The 18,368-nt window shown below is 60.3% G+C and carries 17 protein-coding genes; 8 read left to right on the forward strand and 9 right to left on the reverse strand.

The features are described from left to right. Positions 1 to 176 precede the first annotated feature (176 nt). Complete coding sequence (locus tag CKW26_RS12010) at positions 177 to 1,514, forward strand: MFS transporter (protein ID WP_093434708.1); 1,338 nt, start codon at positions 177 to 179, stop codon at positions 1,512 to 1,514. 126 nt (positions 1,515 to 1,640) lie between these two features. On the opposite strand, the gene CKW26_RS12015 is transcribed toward CKW26_RS12010, so the two are convergent. The 4 genes from CKW26_RS12015 to CKW26_RS12030 all read right to left on the reverse strand — a co-directional run bounded on the left by CKW26_RS12015 (position 1,641) and on the right by CKW26_RS12030 (position 5,532). Next, the gene (locus tag CKW26_RS12015) at positions 1,641 to 2,519 is read right to left on the reverse strand and encodes a DMT family transporter (protein ID WP_095048738.1); all 879 of its coding nucleotides are present in this window, start codon (positions 2,517 to 2,519) and stop codon (positions 1,641 to 1,643) included. 113 nt (positions 2,520 to 2,632) lie between these two features. Beyond that, positions 2,633 to 3,448 (reverse strand): sugar phosphate isomerase/epimerase, encoded by an 816-nt coding sequence (locus CKW26_RS12020; protein WP_095048739.1) that lies wholly within the window; start codon positions 3,446 to 3,448, stop codon positions 2,633 to 2,635. Positions 3,449 to 3,450: 2 nt separating this feature from the next. Continuing rightward, the gene (locus tag CKW26_RS12025) at positions 3,451 to 4,512 is read right to left on the reverse strand and encodes a Gfo/Idh/MocA family protein (RefSeq protein ID WP_095048740.1); all 1,062 of its coding nucleotides are present in this window, start codon (positions 4,510 to 4,512) and stop codon (positions 3,451 to 3,453) included. Between the two features lie 243 nt (positions 4,513 to 4,755). Next, complete coding sequence (locus tag CKW26_RS12030) at positions 4,756 to 5,532, reverse strand: IclR family transcriptional regulator (protein WP_095048741.1); 777 nt, start codon at positions 5,530 to 5,532, stop codon at positions 4,756 to 4,758. A 176-nt stretch (positions 5,533 to 5,708) separates the two neighbouring features. Between CKW26_RS12030 and CKW26_RS12035 the strand changes: the two genes are divergently transcribed. The 4 genes from CKW26_RS12035 to CKW26_RS12050 all read left to right on the forward strand — a co-directional run bounded on the left by CKW26_RS12035 (position 5,709) and on the right by CKW26_RS12050 (position 10,296). Further along, positions 5,709 to 7,448 (forward strand): FAD-dependent oxidoreductase, encoded by a 1,740-nt coding sequence (locus CKW26_RS12035; RefSeq protein WP_095048742.1) that lies wholly within the window; start codon positions 5,709 to 5,711, stop codon positions 7,446 to 7,448. Beyond that, complete coding sequence (locus tag CKW26_RS12040; RefSeq protein ID WP_095048743.1) at positions 7,432 to 8,265, forward strand: aldo/keto reductase; 834 nt, start codon at positions 7,432 to 7,434, stop codon at positions 8,263 to 8,265. Before CKW26_RS12035 ends, CKW26_RS12040 begins: the two co-directional genes overlap by 17 nt. 192 nt (positions 8,266 to 8,457) lie before the next feature. Then, complete coding sequence (locus CKW26_RS12045) at positions 8,458 to 9,345, forward strand: neutral zinc metallopeptidase (protein ID WP_095048744.1); 888 nt, start codon at positions 8,458 to 8,460, stop codon at positions 9,343 to 9,345. Beyond that, the gene (locus tag CKW26_RS12050; protein ID WP_095048745.1) at positions 9,346 to 10,296 is read left to right on the forward strand and encodes an alpha/beta fold hydrolase; all 951 of its coding nucleotides are present in this window, start codon (positions 9,346 to 9,348) and stop codon (positions 10,294 to 10,296) included. It begins immediately after the preceding gene. A gap of 115 nt (positions 10,297 to 10,411) precedes the next feature. Here the strand turns inward: CKW26_RS12050 and CKW26_RS12055 are convergent, their stop codons facing one another. The 3 genes from CKW26_RS12055 to CKW26_RS12065 all read right to left on the reverse strand — a co-directional run bounded on the left by CKW26_RS12055 (position 10,412) and on the right by CKW26_RS12065 (position 12,552). After that, positions 10,412 to 11,005 carry an HAD family hydrolase gene (locus CKW26_RS12055; protein ID WP_095048746.1) on the reverse strand — a complete coding sequence of 198 codons (594 nt, stop codon included), beginning with the start codon at positions 11,003 to 11,005 and terminating at the stop codon, positions 10,412 to 10,414. Next, positions 11,002 to 11,871, reverse strand: a complete 870-nt coding sequence (tesB, locus tag CKW26_RS12060) for an acyl-CoA thioesterase II (RefSeq protein WP_095048747.1) — start codon at positions 11,869 to 11,871, stop codon at positions 11,002 to 11,004. The genes CKW26_RS12055 and tesB overlap by 4 nt, the downstream gene beginning before the upstream one ends. Positions 11,872 to 11,982: 111 nt before the next feature. After that, positions 11,983 to 12,552: a GNAT family N-acetyltransferase gene (locus CKW26_RS12065; protein ID WP_095048748.1), complete on the reverse strand. Its 570-nt coding sequence runs from the start codon at positions 12,550 to 12,552 to the stop codon at positions 11,983 to 11,985. A gap of 82 nt (positions 12,553 to 12,634) precedes the next feature. On the opposite strand from CKW26_RS12065, the gene CKW26_RS12070 reads away from it, so the two are divergent. Together CKW26_RS12070 and CKW26_RS12075 are read left to right on the forward strand one after the other, a co-directional pair. Next, on the forward strand, positions 12,635 to 13,555 hold the full coding sequence (locus tag CKW26_RS12070) for a histone deacetylase (RefSeq protein ID WP_034153803.1): 921 nt from the start codon (positions 12,635 to 12,637) through the stop codon (positions 13,553 to 13,555). Between the two features lie 281 nt (positions 13,556 to 13,836). After that, entirely contained in the window at positions 13,837 to 15,084 is a 1,248-nt protein-coding gene (locus tag CKW26_RS12075; protein ID WP_095048749.1) for a TIGR03862 family flavoprotein, read from the forward strand. A 235-nt stretch (positions 15,085 to 15,319) separates the two neighbouring features. On the opposite strand, the gene CKW26_RS12080 is transcribed toward CKW26_RS12075, so the two are convergent. Next, on the reverse strand, positions 15,320 to 16,657 hold the full coding sequence (locus CKW26_RS12080) for a DEAD/DEAH box helicase (protein ID WP_095048750.1): 1,338 nt from the start codon (positions 16,655 to 16,657) through the stop codon (positions 15,320 to 15,322). A gap of 52 nt (positions 16,658 to 16,709) precedes the next feature. Next, positions 16,710 to 17,645 (reverse strand): drug/metabolite exporter YedA, encoded by a 936-nt coding sequence (yedA, locus tag CKW26_RS12085; protein ID WP_095048751.1) that lies wholly within the window; start codon positions 17,643 to 17,645, stop codon positions 16,710 to 16,712. Positions 17,646 to 17,808: 163 nt separating this feature from the next. Here yedA and CKW26_RS12090 point away from each other — a divergent pair, with 163 nt between their 5' ends. Next, positions 17,809 to 18,261, forward strand: a complete 453-nt coding sequence (locus CKW26_RS12090) for an Lrp/AsnC family transcriptional regulator (protein ID WP_095048752.1) — start codon at positions 17,809 to 17,811, stop codon at positions 18,259 to 18,261. Positions 18,262 to 18,368: the final 107 nt, after the last annotated feature.

The following is an 18,368-nucleotide window of genomic DNA, read 5'->3' on the forward strand; positions in this document are numbered from 1 at the left end:
TGTACTACCCGGTTAGTTTTGCGTGCGATTATCGAACACAATGGCGGTTTGGCGAATTGACGATTTTTCGTCCACTGCCCAACATCGACTGCACATTGAGTCCGGATCTGAACCACCGGTCGCAGCGTGCAAGTAAAAAGCACACCAAATAACAAATCCAAAAACGGGTGGAACACATGATTCCTTCACAGACTTCCCGCATGGCTCCGGCCATGAGCACTGCCACGGGTGGCATCGGCGACAAGATCCGCGGCGCCATGGCTGTCGGCAAGACCCGTTGGGGCATGCTGGCGCTGGTGTTTTTCGCCACTACCCTGAACTACATCGACCGCGCCGCCCTCGGCGTCATGCAGCCCATCCTCGCCAAGGAAATGAGCTGGACGGCGATGGATTACGCCAACATCAACTTCTGGTTTCAGGTCGGCTACGCGATCGGTTTCGTCCTGCAAGGACGCTTGATCGACCGGGTCGGCGTCAAGCGCGTGTTCTTCTGCGCCGTGCTGCTGTGGAGCCTGGCCACCGGTGCCCACGGTCTGGCAACGTCAGCCGTTGGCTTTATGGTCTGCCGGTTTATTCTCGGCCTGACTGAAGCGGCGAACTACCCGGCCTGTGTGAAAACCACGCGCCTGTGGTTCCCGGCCGGCGAACGTGCGGTCGCCACCGGCATCTTCAACGCCGGCACCAACGTCGGTGCGATGTTCACGCCGATGCTGCTGCCACTGGTCCTGCACGTCTGGGGCTGGCAAGCGGCGTTCCTGTGCATGGCGGCGCTGGGCGGGATCTGGCTGTTGTTCTGGGGCTTGAAATACTTCAACCCGGAAGATCACCCGAGCGTGAAACAGTCCGAGCTGGACTACATCCAGCAAGAAGTCGAACCGGAACAGGCCCGCGTGCCGTTCTCGAAAATCCTGCGGATGCGCGGCACCTGGGCCTTCGCCCTCGCCTACTCGCTGACCGCACCGGTGTTCTGGTTCTATCTGTACTGGCTGCCACCGTTCCTCAATCAGCAATACAATCTGGGCATCAACGTCACCCAAATGGGTATTCCGCTGATCATCATCTACGTCACGGCCGACTTCGGTAGCGTCGGTGGCGGCATTCTGTCTTCGTTCCTGATCGGTCGCGGGATGAACTCGATCAAAGCGCGGCTGCTGTCGATGCTCCTGTTTGCTTGCTGCATCATCGGCGTGATCATGGCCGCCGGCTCAGCCAACCTGTGGGTGGCGGTGGCCGCGATTTCTCTGGCAATCGGTGCGCACCAGGCGTGGACAGCAAACATCTGGAGCCTGGTAATGGACTACACGCCCAAGCACATGATGAGCACCGTGTTCGGTTTCGGTGGTATGTGCGCAGCGATCGGCGGGATGTTCATGACCCAGATCGTCGGCCACATCCTCACCGTGACCAACAACAACTACACCGTGTTGTTCACCCTGATTCCGGCGATGTACTTCATTGCGCTGACGTGGATGTACTTCATGGCACCGCGCAAGATTCCTACCGTCACCGAGTAATCTGCCTACACCCGGCTTCCTTGTAGGAGCTGCGGCACGCTGCGATCTTTTGATCTTGATGTTGAAGATCAAAAGATCGCAGCCTCGTTTCACTCGTCAGCTCCTACACAGGGGTTTGCGTATCCCTCAACGGCGGCTCTGCTGCCACGCTGCCGCCAGTCCGCTGCAACAGATCACCGCGATGCCAATGATCGTCGGCAGACTCGGCGTGTGATTGAACAGCAGCCAGCCCAACAACCCGGCAAACACAATCTGGCAATAACCGAACGGCGCCAGCAGTGCTGGAGCGGCATGGCGGAACGCCTGGGTCAGAAACAAATGCGCGGTCATCCCGCAACTGCCCAGCGCCAGCATCAACCCGGCATGGGTCAACGTCGGCACCTGCCAGAAGAACGGCACTAGTGCACTCATCACCAGCGTGTTGCATAACCCGGCAAAGAAGTTGCTGGTGGTCGGGCTGTCCACCTCGGCGAGCTTGCGGGTCAGCAGTTGATAAAAGCAGAAAAACAGCGCCGAGCAGAACGGCAGCAACACCGCCGGAGTAAACAACTCACCGCCGGGGTGGACGATGATCAGCACGCCGATAAAGCCGCAGATCACCGCGATCCATTGACCTCGGGTCACTCGCTCCTTGAGCAGCGGCACCGACAATGCGGTCACCAATACTGGCGCAAGAAAGTTGACCGCCGTGGCTTCCGCCAATGGGATGTACAACAACGCGGTGGTGAAGAACAGGCTGGTGCCGAGCAGGCACAGTGCCCGAACCAATTGCCATAGCGGCTTCTTGGTGCGCAGCACACGCAACCCGGATTGCGGCAGAAAAATCCCTGCCATCAGCAGTGTGTGCACCAGATAACGCGCCCAGACCACCATCACGATCGGATAAAAACCGGACAGGTATTTCGACAATGCGTCGTGACTGGAGAACAGGAAGGTTGCCACGACAATCAGCAAGATCCCCTTGAAGGGTTGGTTGACACCGGAGAGCGGGGTGCTGACAGTCATTGGTTATCCCTGTTTGAACAACAATACGGTGGCGAAGGAGATCGCGCGGCGGTCGCCGATTGGGGACGGCTACGCAGTCCACTGGGAGCAAGCTCCCTCGCCACAAAAAAGACTCACAGTCGCGCCAACAATTCCCGCGTCCTGTCGATCGCCATCTGCGCTCGCTCCAATCCGCTCACGCCCTGCTCCAGCAGTTTTACCGTGGGAATTTCCAGACTCAGTGGAATATTAGTCGGCAGCGCTCGCAGCAACCCGAGCAGATCGTAATCACCCTCGCCGGGAAACCGCCGCTCGTTGCGCGCCTGACGCAAGATCTCGGCCATGTCTGACGGCCTCGGCCCCGCTACATCACATAATTGCGCATAACGCAGACGCGACACTGACACGTCAGCCAGATCCTCCAAGCGTGACGCCGAACGATCAAAGTGGAACGCATCGACCAGCACCGCAGCGTTTTCCCGATCAGCGTTTTCGACAATTCGTAGCGCTTGTTCGAGGTTGCGCGCATCAGTCCAGGGCATGAACTCCAGATGCGGGTGCAGCCGGTAAGGCGCGGCCAGATCGCAAAGCGCCGCAAAGTTATCGGTGAGCCGCTGCTCGTCAGGATCGTTACCGGCGACCAGCAATTCGGTAGCGCCAAATTCCGCACCGACCGTAAGAAGTTTCTCGAAATCGGCGACGACGGTTTGCGGCTTCAATCGCAGGATTTCCACGTCGAGCACGCGGATGCGGGTGTCGCGCAGCCGCTGCAAAGTCTGACGGCGCAATTCAGCATCGGCGACCAAAGGGAAATGATGCTCCTCGGGCGTCGCCGGTTCCAGGCGCAGGCCGACATGGCTGTAACCAGCACGTGCAGCCACTTCGACCATTTGCGGTGGCGACAACTCCAGCACGGTGAGGCTGGCCAGAGACAGGATTCGTTCGTTCATGTTCAAGCCTCAATCAGTGCAGGGGGGCAGGCACGGCCGGTGGCCGCGGCCTCGCGTATGGCTTCGATCAGCGCCAAAGTGCGCGCAGCGTCGGCCGCACTCACCAGCGGCTCGACTTCACGCCGCGCCACGCGGACGAAATGCTGTAACTGCAAGCGTAAAGCGTCGTCACCGCCGGAGGATTCTTCGACCATCAACAAGGGCTCATGCCAACCGGCGTCGACCTGCTCAGCGCCATAGTGCCAACGCTTGAGCTGCGGAATGCTCAACGCTCCGGTAGTCCCGGCCAGCAGATAACAGGGCTGATCGGCCTGACGCGGATACACTGGGTTCTCGCCGGAATCCAGCTCCCAACTCCACGGCGCGGCGACCGCGTCGGAACCGCTCAATGTGCCCAATGTGCCGCCTTCGAATTGCAGCAACACCGCCGCACTGTCTTCGTTGGCGAAACCGCGCACGGCGTTGTCGGTGATCGCTTGCACCGAACGCACTTCACCGCACAGATGCCGTAGCAGGTCGAGGTCGTGGATCAGGTTGGTCAGCAACATTCCGGCGCCCGGTTCGCGGCGCCACGGGATCTCGAAATAGCTGTCGGGTTTGCGCAACTGGAACAACGCAGTGACCGTGGTCAGACGCCCGAGTGCCCCGCTCTGCACCAATTCATGGGCCCGCACGATCAGCGGGTTGTGGCGCCGATGATGGCCGACCAGTACCGGCACGCCGCTGCTTTTGACCGCCGCAACCAGTTCGCGCACTTCATCCAGGTGCACGCCGACCGGTTTTTCCAGCAACACCGGCACACCCGCCGCCAGACAATCGAGCGCCGTGCTGACGTGTTGATTATTCGGATTGGCGACGATCACCGCGTCTGGCCGGATTTGCTCCAGCATCTGACGATGATCAGCGAAATGCCTTACGCCCCATTCGGCCGCAAGCCCTGCTGCTTGCGGCCCAGGATCCGCCACCGCACACAGCGTTGCTTCGTTGAGGGTTTGTAGATGCCGATAATGTTGCTGGCCCATGTTGCCGGCGCCGATCAGGGCAATTCGAAGGGGCGAATTCAAGGTGCGGTCCTTTTGTAATTGTTGTTGGAATATCACTCCAGCAACAATTTAGAACCGAGTTCCACAATCAAACACCCATCCATCCTAAAACCGTGCGAACACCGCACAACTTCGTGAACAACAAAAATCCCCTGTAGGAGTGAGCCTGCTCGCGATAGCGGAGTGTCAGTCGCCGTTAACGTTGGCTGACATACCGCTATCGCGAGCAGGCTCACTCCTACAGGGGGTCTGTGTGAACTCGGATTAGATAAACAGTTCTGAGGCCAGGCTGGCTGCTGATAATTCTTCGGTGAAGGTCAGCAACAGCGGCGCCAGCTCATGCAACCGCGCCCCCGGCATCCGCGCACTTGGCCCGGCAATACTCAGTACACCGATCACCCGACCATCCGTTGGATGCCTCACCACCGCCGCAATCGCCGAAGTCCCCACGGCCGAACTCTCCTCAACCCAGGCATAACCCTGCTCACGAGCCAGACGCAGCCGTTCCAGCAACTCGATATTTGAACGCGGCGCATTCGGCCCGATCCCCACCGGCACCTCCGCCGCCTGCCGCTCGACCAGTGACAGCGCCTCGGCGTCGCTCATGCACGCCAGCCACGCATGCCCGGAGGCGGTGTAGAACAGCGGCGCATCGCGGCCCATGTCCGGGTCATAACGCAGACCGGTGCGCGCGCCTTGTGCCTTGGCAATCCAGGTCTGGCGCTCGCCATCGATCACGCCCAAACGCACCAGTTCGCCGGTTTCCTGCGCCAGTCGGTCGAGTACTGGCTGGACGATATCGGCACCGCAGCTCGACAGGTATTGAAAGCCCATAGCGACCAGTTTGGTCGACAAGTGATAGCGCAACGTTTCCGCATTCTGCCGTACGTAGCCCAACCGAATCAGCTCGGCGAGCAAGCGGTGTGTTGCACTCTTGGGGATATCCAGCTGCTCGGCGAGCGTCTGCATCGGCAGCCCGCGCGGATCACTGGTGAGGCTTTCCAGCACGCTGAAAACCCGTTCGATTTGACTGCCGGCCATGGGGACGTCCAAAGAAATTTTGCTGATTCTAGAAGACATTGACGGCAAAGCGAAATCTGGAACCGGCCGTTCGATAACCGCCCATTTTATGGGTTAAAGGCTTGTCGAGTCGTCACGACACTGGTTATTTTCTGGAATCAAATTCCAAAAATAACTTACTGCCGGAGCGTTGTTTGATGTCTGCCGAACATCCTGATATCAACTGCGACGTATTGGTCGTCGGTTCCGGTGCCGCCGGTTTATCGGCCGCCGTGACTGCCGCGTGGCATGGTTTGAAAGTCATCGTTGTCGAGAAAGATCCGGTATTCGGTGGCGCCACTGCCTGGTCCGGTGGCTGGGCGTGGGTGCCGTGCAATCCACTCGCGCGTCGGGCCGGGATCATCGAAGACATCGAACAACCGCGCACCTATTTGCGCCATGAACTGGGCGAGCACTTCGACCCGGCGATGATCGACGCTTTCCTTGAAGCGGGACCGCGCATGGTCGGGTTTTTCGAGCAACACACTGCGCTGCAATTTGCCGATGGCAATGCCATTGCCGACATTCATGGTGACACGCCGGGTGCTGGCACCGGTGGCCGCTCGGTCATCGCCGCGCCTTACGATGGACGCAAGGTCGGACGCTTGCTCAAGCGCCTTCGTACAACGATGCGCGAAACGTCCTTCATGGGCATGCCGATCATGGCCGGGGCGGATCTGTCGGCGTTCCTCAATCTGACGCGCTCGCTGAAAGCGGCATGGCATGTGACCTGGCGCTTTACTCGACACCTGTTCGACCTCGCCGTGCATGGCCGGGCGATGCAACTGGTCAACGGCGTGGCGCTGGTGGCAAGGCTGGCGAAGTCCGCCGAAGACCTTGGCGTCCTGCTCTGGGAGTCGGCGCCTGTGACGGAACTGCTGCGTGAAGGCTCGCGCGTCTCGGGCGCTGTGGTCAACACAGACAAAGGCCCGATCCGCATTCATGCACGCAAAGCCGTATTGCTCGCCGCCGGTGGTTTTGCCAATGACATCGAGCGACGCAAAGCCCTGTTCCCGCGCACGCCGACCGGTCACGAGCATTGGGCGCTACCACCGCTGGCCGTCAACGGCGATGGTTTGCGCCTGGGCGAAAGCGTCGGTGCACGGGTCAATACCGATGTGGCTTCGCCCGTCGCGTGGGCGCCGGTATCGCAAGTGCCACATTCCGACGGCAGCACCGGCCATTTCCCACACATCATCGAGCGCGGCAAACCCGGGATCATCGGCGTGCTGCGCAACGGCCAGCGCTTCGTCAACGAAGCCAACGGTTATTACGACTACGTCAGTGCCATGGTCGCCGCTGCGCCGGAAGGTGAAGAAGTCGCCTCCTGGCTGATCTGCACGCACGCCTTTCAACGGCGTTATGGCCTGGGCATATCGCGGCCATTTCCGCTGCCAGTGTCAGATTTTATCCGCAGCGGCTATCTGAAAAGCGGCAACAGTATTGAAGAATTAGCCCTCGCCTGCGGCATCGACCCGAGCGGGTTGCGCCAGACTGTGGATAACTACAACCGCCATGCCCGCCATGGAGAAGACCCGTTGTTCGGTCGCGGCGCAACACCCTACAACCGCAAACAGGGTGATCCGGCGAACCTGCCCAACCCCTGCGTTGCCCCAATAGACACCGGCCCGTTCTACGCCGTGAAAGTCCAGCCGGGCTGCTTCGGCACCTTCGCCGGACTCAAGGTCAACCCGCACGCGCAAGTACTGGATACCCACGAACAGCCCATCGTCGGCCTCTACGCAGCCGGTGGCGACATGGCCAGCATCATGGGCGGCCACTACCCGGCGGGCGGTATCAACATCGGCCCGGCGCTGACTTTCGGTTACATCGCCGCCCGGCATATCGCCGGCATGACTGCTTTCGAACAGGAGATCGACCATGCAGCACATCGTTAATGCCCAAGGTTTGAACATGCCGAAACTCGGCCTCGGCACCTGGCCGATGCTCGGCGACGAATGCACTCGCGCCGTGGAGCAAGCACTGGAACTGGGTTATCGACACATCGACACGGCAGCGGCCTACAACAACGAGGACGCCGTCGGACAAGCACTGGCGAATACCCCGACACCGCGCGAGCAGATTCACGTCACCACCAAAGTCTGGTGGGATCAGCTGCAACCCGACGCGATGCGCCATTCCATGGACCGCAGCCTTACCGCGTTGCGCAGCGACTACGTAGACTTGTTCATGATCCACTGGCCCACCACCGACTGGGACCTGCCACGCACCCTCGAGACATTGGCTTCGTTCAAGAAACAGGGGCTGGCACGCAACATCGGCGTGGCGAATTTTCCGCTGCCCTTGCTGCGTAAAGTCGTCGAAGACTATGGGATTGATCTGTCAGCGATTCAGGTCGAATACCACGTCCTGCTCGGCCAAAACGCCCTGCTCGACTACGCCCGCGAACACAACCTGGCGCTGACGGCCTACACCCCGCTGGCGCGCAACAAGGTCTCAGACATCCCGCAGATTCAACAGATCGCCAACAAACATGGCGTGTTGCCGACCCAAGTAGCGTTGAAATGGTTGCTTGATCAACCCAACGTCGCAGCGATTCCCAAGGCCAGCAGCCGGGCCAATCAACTGGCCAACCTCGCATCGCTGCAGGTCGAACTCGACAATGAAGACCGCGCATTAATCGCAGCCCTGTCAAAACGCGAGCGTCAGGTCAGCCCGGATTTCGCCCCGGAGTGGGATGCCTTTGATCGCTGATTGATAATCCAGCGATAGAAATCCTGCGCGGGATTGAATTTGCCGCGTGCCAGACCGTCAATAACAGGCCAGACCTCGTCAACACGAGGCCGGGCCTGTTTGCGTGTGGCCAATAGACGGACGACCGGACTGGCGCCACACTCACACAACAGCAACACTCATCACCACCCGATACACACAGAGGATTCCCACATGCTATGGAAAAAAGGCCGACGCAGTGACAACGTCGTCGATGCCCGTGGTGATGATGCCGGCGGTGGTGGCGGCATGCGCTTCGGCGGCGGCAAAGGCCTGAGCCTGGGGGCCATCCTGCTGATCGTCGGTATCGGCTGGATCACCGGCCAGGACCCAATGCAGATCCTCGGTCAGCTCGCCGGGCAATCCACCCAACAATCGGCGCCAACCTCGCAAACCCGTCAGGCCCCGCCGGCGAACGATGAACAGGCCGAGTTCGTCCGCTCGATCCTCGGCGATACCGAAGATACCTGGGGCTCGATTTTCCAACAGGCTGGTCGCCAATATAAGGACCCGACCCTGGTGCTGTTCAGCAACCGGGTCAACTCCGCCTGCGGTCTGGCAACCTCGGCCACTGGCCCGTTCTATTGCCCGGCGGATCAGAAGGTCTACCTGGACATGGCGTTCTTCCAGGAAATGTCGCAACGCTTCAAAGCGGCCGGCGACTTCGCCCAGGCCTACGTGATCGCGCATGAAGTCGGACATCATGTGCAGACGCTTCTCGGCGTCTCGGCGAAAATTCAGACAGCTCGCCAGCAAGGTCGGCAGATGGAAGGCGACGGCGGTTTGCTGGTGCGTCAGGAATTGCAGGCCGACTGCCTCGCCGGCGTCTGGGCCTACAGTGCGCAGAAGCGTTTGAACTGGCTGGAACCGGGCGATATCGAAGAGGCCTTGAATGCGGCCAACGCCATCGGTGATGATCGCCTGCAACAACAGGGTCAGGGCCGTGTGGTGCCGGACTCGTTCACCCACGGTACGTCGGCGCAAAGGGTGCGCTGGTTCAAAACCGGATTCGCGCAGGGCCAGGTCGGCCAGTGCGATACCTTCGCGGCGAAAAACCTGTAAATGCATAAATGGCTTTTGGCGTTACTGATCGTTGGCAGCACTGCGCAAGCCGCCGGTGTCGATGCGATCAGCCCCGGTCGTTTGCAACTCAAGGCCGGGGAAATGGCGGTCGGCATTGGTCCTGCGCCGGAGAAGATCGAACGGGTGCTGATCGTCATTCATGGCCGGTTGCGCAACTCGGAAACCTATCGCAAAAGCGCCGAGAGCGCCGCCGAGCTGGCGGGACAAAGTGCCCACACGCTGGTAATCGCGCCGCAGTTCCTCAATGAAAGCGATGTCGCGCTGTACTCGCTCCCCGCCACGTTGCTGCGCTGGCAAGGCAACGAGTGGATGGGCGGCGGCTTATCCACAGGGCCGAACCCGTTGAGTTCCTACGCCGCACTTGATGAGATCGTCGGACGGATCAGCGACCGCAAACAGTTTCCCGACGTGAAGCAGATCGTGATCTTCGGTCATTCTGGCGGTGGCCAGGTGGTGCAGCGCTATGCCCTGCTGGCCAAGGATCAGCCTGCGCTGAAGGCCAACGGCATTCGCTTGCGCTATGTCGTGGCCAATCCGTCTTCTTATGCCTACTTCAACGAACAACGGCCGGTGGCGTTCGATCACGCCAAGTGCGCGGGTTTCAATCGCTGGAAGTACGGTCTGTCAGACATGCCGGTGTACGCCGGTGGGCAAACGCCGTTGCAGCTTGAGAGCAGTTACATCAAGCGCGAGGTGATTTATCTGCTTGGACAGCAGGACGTCGATCCCAAGCATCCGGCGTTGGACAAGCGTTGTGAAGCCGAAGCGCAAGGTGCGTATCGCTTGGAGCGTGGGAAATTGTACTTCGGCTATTTGCTGCGTCGGCATCCGGAAGGGGTGAATCAGCGGCTAGTTGAAGTGCCCGGGGTTGGGCATAACGGCGATGGGATGTTGACCTCGCCGGAGGGGCAGAAGGCGTTGTTCGAATAAGTTTTGTGCTGATTGATCTGACGCCATCGCGAGCAGGCTCACTCCTACAGGGGAACGCATTCCAATTGTAGGAGTGAGCCTGCTCGCGAAGAGGCCAGCTCAGGCAGCAAAGATTTCAGGCCAAAAGCATCCGCCGCAATTCGACACAATCCTTCGCATGCCAATCGGCCAACTCGGGCCACGGGTTTTCCGGCAAATTCACCAACACCGTCCGCGCGCCCGCCGCTCGCCCGCAATCCAGATCAAAGCGGTAATCACCGACCATCACCATCTCGCTGGCCGGTACTTCCCAGGCGTCTGCCAGCTTCAGCAACCCACCCGGATGCGGCTTCGGCGGTGCTTCATCACGGCCCAACACATCTTCCACCGCGAAGCAGTCGGCCAAACCAATCGCTTCTAGCGTCACATGCGCCAGTTCCCGCGCGTTGCGGGTGAGGATGCCGAGGCGATAACCGCGTGCGTGCAGATCACGCACCAGCTCCACCGCTCCGGTCGCCGGGGTCGAACCCAGCGCCAGATCCCTTTCGTGTTCCAGCAGCCAGGCGTGTTTCGCCGCTGCTTCATCCGCCGGCAACGCGGCGAGATGAGTGAGGATGTCGTCCTCCGGCGGAATCGCCAGCGCCACGCGAATCGCCGCAAAATCATGCACGGCGACGGTCAGCGTGCCGTCCATATCGAACACCCAGTGCTTCACCTCTTTCAGGCTCATGCCCAATCCTTGCGATGGCGGATCAGGCCTTCCTGCGTCACCGAAGCGACCAGTTGCCCGGCGCGGTTGTACACGCTGCCACGGGAGAATCCACGGGAATTGCCGGCCCACGGACTGTCCATCGCGTAGAGCAACCAGTCATCGGCGCGCAGATCGTTGTGGAACCACAGCGCGTGATCGAGGCTGGCGACCTGCATGTCTTTCTGCCATACCGATTTGCCATGGGGCAGCATCGAGGTGGTCAGCAGACCGAAGTCCGAGGCGTAGGCCAGCAAGTATTTGTGCAGCGCCGGGATATCGGCCAAAGCGCCGTCGGCGCGGAACCATACGTATTTGATCGGATCGGCCGGCTGCGGGTTGTATGGGTCCTTTTCGGTGACCGGGCGTACTTCGATCGGTTTCGGGCACAGCAGTTTTTCACGCATGTGTTCCGGGATCAGGTGCGCGCGTTGCTGGGTCAACTCCAGCTCCGACGGCAGGTTTTCCGGGCCGACCACCACCGGCATCTGGCTCTGGTGCTCGAAGCCTGCCTCGTCGTATTGAAACGAAGCGCTGCAGGTGAAGATCGGATGGCCCTTCTGAATCGCCGTGACGCGGCGAGTGCTGAAACTGCCGCCATCGCGCACGCGATCAACCGAATAGACCACCGGCAACTTGGCATCGCCCGGACGCAGGAAATAGCCGTGCATCGAATGCACATGGCGCGCCTCTTCAACGGTCTGACTGGCCGCCGACAGCGACTGGCCGAGCACCTGGCCACCGAACAACTGACGGAAACCCAGATCCTGGCTACGGCCACGGAACAGGTTTTCTTCGATCGGTTCCAGGGTCAGCAAGTCGACCAGATCTTCCAACACTTGGCTCATTCAGACTCTCCTCACACAAAGCACTATGCCGCGCAGTCTTGGCTGCGGCGGCCGATTCAGATTCTGGCGCGGGCCAATGATATGGCGGCCATTGTAAACGTCCGTGTCGGCTTATCCATGCAAGGTTTGCAGCCATTGTTCCCGAGTAATGCGGTACAGCACATGCCGTCTTAGCGGATGATCGACGGCAAGCTTGGGGTGATCAAAATCATCTTCCGGGGCGTGATGCATGCCGATCGCCTGCATGACTTTCTCTGAGGGCAAATTGGATTGCGCGGTGAAGGAAACGATTTCCTTCAAGGCCAACCGATCAAAGCCGCAACGCAGAGCGGTCCACGCTGCTTCGCTGGCGTAACCCAGGCCCCAATGTTCCTTGGCCAGGCGCCAGCCGATTTCCACTGCTGGAGTGAACGGCGCATCAAAGCCGACCACGCCGAGTCCGGTGAAACCGATAAATTCGCCGCTGTCCTTGCGCTCCAGCGCCCACAGGCCAAAACCGTGCTCGGCGAAATGCCCGCGCACGCGGCCGATCATCGACGCACTTTCCAGTCGGCTCAACGGTGTCGGGAAGTAGCGCATCACTTGAGGATCGGCGCACATCGCGGCAAATGCCGGCAAATCCTCGTCCTGCCACTGACGCATCAGCAAGCGCGCGCTTTCAAGTTCCAGTATCGGCTCCATCATGCCCCTCCGTTTCCATGCCGCAAGTCTACATCGCTGGTAGGATCCTTCACTCTTTCCTACGTTCCTACATGAAACCGCCATGCCACTGCCGCTGATCTACCACGAAGACTACAGCCCCGAGTTTCCGGCGGATCACCGCTTCCCGATGGACAAGTTTCGTCTGCTGCGCGATCACCTGGTCGACAGCGGTCTGACCCGCGACGCCGACCTGCTGCGGCCCGAGATCTGCCCCAACGACATCCTCGCCCTCGCCCATGACCGTGCGTATATCGAACGCTATATGAGCGGCGAGTTGTCCCGCGAAGACCAACGGCGTCTGGGTCTGCCGTGGAACGAAGCCTTGGCGCGGCGCACGGTACGGGCGGTCGGCGGTTCGATTCTGGCGGCGGAAAAAGCCTTGGAACATGGCTTGGCCTGCCACTTGGCCGGCGGCACCCACCATGCGCACTACGACTATCCGGCGGGCTTCTGCATCTTCAATGACCTGGCGATCATCAGCCATTACCTGCTGCAAAGCGGCCGGGTCAATCGCGTGCTGATCTTCGATTGCGACGTGCATCAGGGTGACGGCACCGCGCGGATTCTGCATGACACGCCGGAGGCGATTACGGTTTCCCTGCACTGCGAGAAGAATTTTCCTGCACGCAAGGCGGAAAGTGACTGGGATATCCCGCTGCCCAAGGGCATGGGCGACGCTGATTATTTGAAAGTGGTCGACGACACACTCAATTACCTGCTGCCGCTGTATCAGCCAGATCTGGTGCTGTACGACGCCGGGGTCGATGTACACAAGGACGATGCCCTCGGTTATCTACAACTGACGGACGAAGGCGTCGCCGCCCGCGATGAAAGCGTGATGCGCCATTGCCTGGGCCGCGACATTCCGGTGATGGGCGTAATTGGCGGCGGCTACAGCAAGGATCGCCACGCCCTCGCCCGCCGCCACGGCATCCTCCATCACAGCGCGCAACGGGTCTGGCAGTCACACGGTTGTCATTGAGTTGTGCTGCGTTACCCACAATGGCTGTGGAACTGCCTGTGGATAACCTGAGTGAAAGGGACTACAGGCCATACCGGTTATGGCCTGCAGCGCACTGATCATTTTTCAACCAACATTTCAAGCCCACCCGAATCCCATGTAGGAGTGAGCCTGCTCGCGATAGCGTCAGCACCTTCAACATTAACTTGGCTAATACACCGCTATCGCGAGCAGGCTCACTCCTACAAAAGATCTCGGCTGTTAGAATGCGCGCCTTATCCCGCCATACCGCAGCGCATGCCATGACCCAGAATTCCGCCTCCTCCCCCGCTCACGTCGCCATCATCGGCGGTGGCCCCGCCGGCCTGATGGCCGCCGAAGTGCTGGGCCAGGCCGGAATCCGCGTCGATCTCTACGACGGAATGCCCTCGGTGGGCCGCAAGTTCCTGCTCGCCGGCGTCGGCGGCATGAACATCACCCACTCCGAAGCCTACCCGGCATTCCTTTCTCGGTACGCCGAGCGCGCGCCGCAAATCGCCCCGCTGCTGCGCGGTTTCGATGCCGATGCGCTGTGTAAATGGATTCATGATCTGGGCATCGAAACCTTTGTCGGCAGCTCCGGCCGGGTGTTCCCCACTGATATGAAAGCGGCCCCGCTACTGCGCGCCTGGCTCAAACGCCTGCGCGACAGCGGCGTCGTTATCCACACACGCCATCGCTGGCTCGGTTGGGATGCACATGGCGCGCTGCGCATCGACAGCCCGGAAGGTGAAATCACCGTCAAACCCGATGCCACGCTGCTTGCCCTCGGCGGCGGCAGTTGGTCGCGCCTCGGTTCCGACGGTGCGTGGATGCTGGCTCTGGAGCAGCGCGGTGTAGGACTGGCGCCGTTGCAACCGAGCAATTGCGGCTTCGAAGTGCAGGCCTGGAGCGATTTGATGGTGAGCAAATTCGCCGGCGCACCGCTGAAAAATATCGCCATCGGTTTGAATGACGATATTCCGCGTTTGGGCGAATGCGTGATCACCGCGACCGGGATTGAGGGCAGTCTGATTTATGCGCTGTCGGCGCCGATTCGTGAGGCAATCAACCAATATGGCGCGGCGGTTGTTCACATCGATTTGTTGCCCGGCCGACCTGTGGATAAATTGCAGGCAGCTTTGAGCAAGCCACGCGGTTCGCGGTCGATGGCCAAGCATCTGCACAGTCAGGTCGGGATTGATGGGGTGAAAGCGGCGTTGTTGCGTGAGTTGACTGATGCGGCGACGTTTGCTGATCCGGCGCTGCTGGCGCGGGCAATCAAAGCGTTGCCGCTGACTCTGGTCAAAACGCGGCCATTGGACGAGGCGATCAGCAGTGCCGGGGGCGTGACGTTCGAGGCGATGGACGAGCGCTTGATGCTCAAGGCGTTGCCGGGGGTGTTCTGCGCGGGGGAGATGCTTGATTGGGAAGCGCCGACGGGCGGCTATTTGCTGACGGGGTGTTTTGCCAGTGGTCGGGCGGCGGGCTTGGGTATTGTGCAATGGCTCAAGTCCGAGGCGTCTGCCTGAACCCTCACCCCAGCCCTCTCCCAGAGGGAGAGGGAGCTGACCGAGGTGTCTGACGTCATCCGTCGACCTGAAAGACCGAGTCGATTATGGATTTGGTCAGCCGACCGAGGTGTCTGGCGAAAGCCCTGTCGATTGTGGATTCACAACAGTCGGACCAGGTCGGCGTAATTCCCGAATATCCCCCAATCAGTCCCCTCTACCCCTGGGAGAGGGCTAGGGTGAGGGGCTTTTGACTTTAAGGTTTGCGCTTGCGCGGCCCGGTATTGAACACCGGCACTTTACGCACAGGCTTGACCGAAGGCTCCGGCGCCTGCGTCTCGCCGCTGTCGACCCATTTGCCCAGATTACGCTTGCCGCCACCACCGGAAGCCTTCGGCTTCTTCGGCTTTTTCGGTTTCTTGATCACCTGACCGCTGGCATCGGTGTCCGGCACGCGGTGCTCCGGTTCGAAATCCGGCTCGTTCTGACGTTTCAAGGTCTGGCGCGTCAGCATTTCAATCGCCGACAACATGTTCACTTCATCCGCGCATACCAGCGAGATCGCCTCACCGGTCGCGCCAGCACGGCCAGTACGACCGATCCGATGAATGTAATCCTCGGCCACGATCGGCAGATCGAAGTTGATCACCAACGGCAGATCTTCGATATCCAGGCCCCGCGCCGCAACGTCAGTCGCCACGAGAATCTGCACTTCACTGAGTTTAAAACGGTCCAGCGCACGCTGACGGGTCGCCTGAGGTTTATCACCATGGATACCGTCGGCATTCACGCCCAGGCCCTGGAGTTTTTCCACCAGCGCATCCACACCGTTACGGGTCTTGGCGAACACCAGCACCTGCTTCCACTTGTTCTTGCGCATCAGGTGCACGAACAGTTCGGCCTTGCGCTTCTTGTCCACCGTGACGATCCACTGCTTGACGGTGTTGGCGGCGACGTTGCGCGGGCTGACTTCGATACTCAGCGGATCGTTGAGCATCTGCCCGGCGAGCAGGCGAATGTCATCGGAGAAGGTTGCGGAAAACAACAGGGTCTGGCGCTTTTTTGGCAGCATGCGGTAAATGTTCGCCAGTTCTTCAGAGAAGCCCAGGTCGAGCATACGATCGGCTTCATCCAGCACCAGAGTCTGCAACTGATCGAGTTTCAGCGCGTTCTGGCGGAACAGGTCGATCAGGCGACCGGGCGTGGCGACCAGCACATCGACGCCGCCACGCAGCTTCATCATCTGCGGATTGATGCTGACGCCGCCGTAAACCGCATAAGTACGCAGCGGCAGGTTTTCGGCGTACTGACGCACAGACTCATGAACCTGCTCGGCCAGCTCACGGGTCGGCACCAGAATCAGTGCACGCGCCGAGTTGGCAGCGACTTTCGGCCCTTCCATGGCCAACAACTGCAGCAGTGGCAAGGCGAAACCGGCGGTTTTGCCAGTGCCGGTCTGAGCGGCTGCCATCAAGTCACGACCGGCCAGCACGGCCGGAATAGCTTGCGCCTGAACCGGCGTCGGGGTCTGGTAGCCGAGCGTCTCGAGGGAGCGCAGCAAGGGTTCGATCAGGCCAAGGGTGGCGAAAGTCATGGGAGTACCGTAGGAAAAAATAACGCAGGCATGCAATGCCGCGCAGTTTACCCTAATTCGTACGCGTTTCTGTGGGAACGGCTGTCGGCGCCACGACTGGCGGCTGTGCCGGCCGACGCCACTGCGGCAAGCCGATCAACACCACCGCGCTGATGATCACCAGCATCGCCAGCGCTTCTTCGATGCCGATGGTCTCGCCGACAAACACAATCCCCAGCAACACCGCGACCGCCGGGTTGACGTAGGCATAACTGGTCGCCGCCGCCGGACGTACGTGCTTGAGCAGGTACATGTAGGAATTGAAGGCGATGATCGAGCCGAAGAAGATCAGGTACGCCAGCGCCAGCCAGCCTTCAACCGGCGGCACGGCTTGCAGGTGCTCGCCGCTGACAACGCTGCCGATCAGCAGCACCACACCGCCAACGAGCATTTCCACCGCGCTGGCCATCGCGCCCTGTGGCAACGGCAAATGTCTGCTCCACACCGAACCGAACGCCCAGGTTGCCGCCGCGAAAATCAGCAATGCTGCGCCCAGCGGACTCGATTGCAGGTTGGAGCCCATGTTGAGCATGGCAATACCAACAATCCCCAACGCCACCCCGGCCCATTCCAGCCGAGTGTTACGCGCGCCCCAGAAATATCCACAGAGCAAAGTAAACAACGGCACCGTCGCCACCGCCAATGCCGCCACACCCGAAGCCACGCCCGTGTGCTCGGCCACACTCACCGCGCCATTACCGAAACTGAGCAGCAAAATCCCGATGATCCCCGCCGCTTTCCACTGCGCCCAGGTCGGCGCCGGAGCCCCGCGCCAGCGCAGGAAGGCGTACATCAGGCTGCCGGCGATCACGAAGCGCACCCCGCCGAGCATCAGCGGCGGCCAGTATTCGACGCCGATGCGGATCACCAGATAGGTCGATCCCCAAATCACATACAACGCAAAAAACGCGGCGATCAGCGGCAAGGAAAAACGGCGCAAGGCAGACATGGGCAGCTCGAAAGTCTGAGTCAGGGGATGGATTATTCTAGAAAGGCTGACGAGCAAAAATAAGTTACAAAACCTGTTTATAGCGCCGGTACACTTTGGAAATCACGGAGATCGGTGGAATAAACCACGATTTCGAAAGTCTGGCATTTTCAGGAGTCCGGCCTTGGACAAATACGACCGCATGCTGCTCAGCGCCCTGCTGGAAAATGGCCGTGCGTCCTACGCCGATCTGGCGCGCAAAGTTAACCTCTCCGCCCCGGCGGTGGCCGAGCGCGTTGCCAAACTTGAGGCAGCCGGGGTGATCACCGGGTATGAGGCGAAAATCGACCTGTCGAAAATCGGCCTGCCGATCCAGTGCATGATCGAATTGCGCCTGCACCAGAACGGCAGCCAGAAGGTCTACGACGAACTGGTGAAGATCCCGCAACTGACCGAATGCTTTCGAGTCACGGGCGATCCGTGCGTGATGATGAAGGCTGCGGTGGGGTCGATGACGGAGTTGGAGGAGTTGATCAATCGGGTGGCGAAGTTTGGCTTCAGCAAGACCTCGATTGTGTTGTCGAGCGCGATTGAAAAGCGCGTGCCGCTCGGTCACATCGAAAGCAACGGCAAATAGTTCGGCTCCCCCGAATGATCGTTCCCACGCTCTGCGTGGTAATGCAGCCCGGGACGCTCCGCGTCCCGTTTAAAGCCGAACGCAGAGCGTCCGTTGAGGCATTCCCA

Origin of the sequence: Pseudomonas sp. Irchel s3h9, assembly GCF_900187475.1 — a bacterium.
Classification (GTDB): domain Bacteria; phylum Pseudomonadota; class Gammaproteobacteria; order Pseudomonadales; family Pseudomonadaceae; genus Aquipseudomonas; species Aquipseudomonas neuropathica.

Bases quoted from the DNA above. Each gene is read 5' to 3' on its own strand.
- CKW26_RS12065 (WP_095048748.1), bottom strand. From the start codon at position 12,552: ATGGAGCCGATACTGGAACTTGAAAGCGCGCGCTTGCTGATGCGTCAG.
- CKW26_RS12050 (WP_095048745.1), top strand. From the start codon at position 9,346: ATGCATAAATGGCTTTTGGCGTTACTGATCGTTGGCAGCACTGCGCAA.
- CKW26_RS12035 (WP_095048742.1), top strand. From the start codon at position 5,709: ATGTCTGCCGAACATCCTGATATCAACTGCGACGTATTGGTCGTCGGT.
- CKW26_RS12030 (WP_095048741.1), bottom strand. From the start codon at position 5,532: ATGGCCGGCAGTCAAATCGAACGGGTTTTCAGCGTGCTGGAAAGCCTC.
- CKW26_RS12045 (WP_095048744.1), top strand. From the start codon at position 8,458: ATGCTATGGAAAAAAGGCCGACGCAGTGACAACGTCGTCGATGCCCGT.
- CKW26_RS12040 (WP_095048743.1), top strand. From the start codon at position 7,432: ATGCAGCACATCGTTAATGCCCAAGGTTTGAACATGCCGAAACTCGGC.
- yedA (WP_095048751.1), bottom strand. From the start codon at position 17,645: ATGTCTGCCTTGCGCCGTTTTTCCTTGCCGCTGATCGCCGCGTTTTTT.
- CKW26_RS12080 (WP_095048750.1), bottom strand. From the start codon at position 16,657: ATGACTTTCGCCACCCTTGGCCTGATCGAACCCTTGCTGCGCTCCCTC.
- CKW26_RS12075 (WP_095048749.1), top strand. From the start codon at position 13,837: ATGACCCAGAATTCCGCCTCCTCCCCCGCTCACGTCGCCATCATCGGC.
- CKW26_RS12070 (WP_034153803.1), top strand. From the start codon at position 12,635: ATGCCACTGCCGCTGATCTACCACGAAGACTACAGCCCCGAGTTTCCG.
- CKW26_RS12010 (WP_093434708.1), top strand. From the start codon at position 177: ATGATTCCTTCACAGACTTCCCGCATGGCTCCGGCCATGAGCACTGCC.
- CKW26_RS12055 (WP_095048746.1), bottom strand. From the start codon at position 11,005: ATGAGCCTGAAAGAGGTGAAGCACTGGGTGTTCGATATGGACGGCACG.
- CKW26_RS12020 (WP_095048739.1), bottom strand. From the start codon at position 3,448: ATGAACGAACGAATCCTGTCTCTGGCCAGCCTCACCGTGCTGGAGTTG.
- tesB (WP_095048747.1), bottom strand. From the start codon at position 11,871: ATGAGCCAAGTGTTGGAAGATCTGGTCGACTTGCTGACCCTGGAACCG.
- CKW26_RS12015 (WP_095048738.1), bottom strand. From the start codon at position 2,519: ATGACTGTCAGCACCCCGCTCTCCGGTGTCAACCAACCCTTCAAGGGG.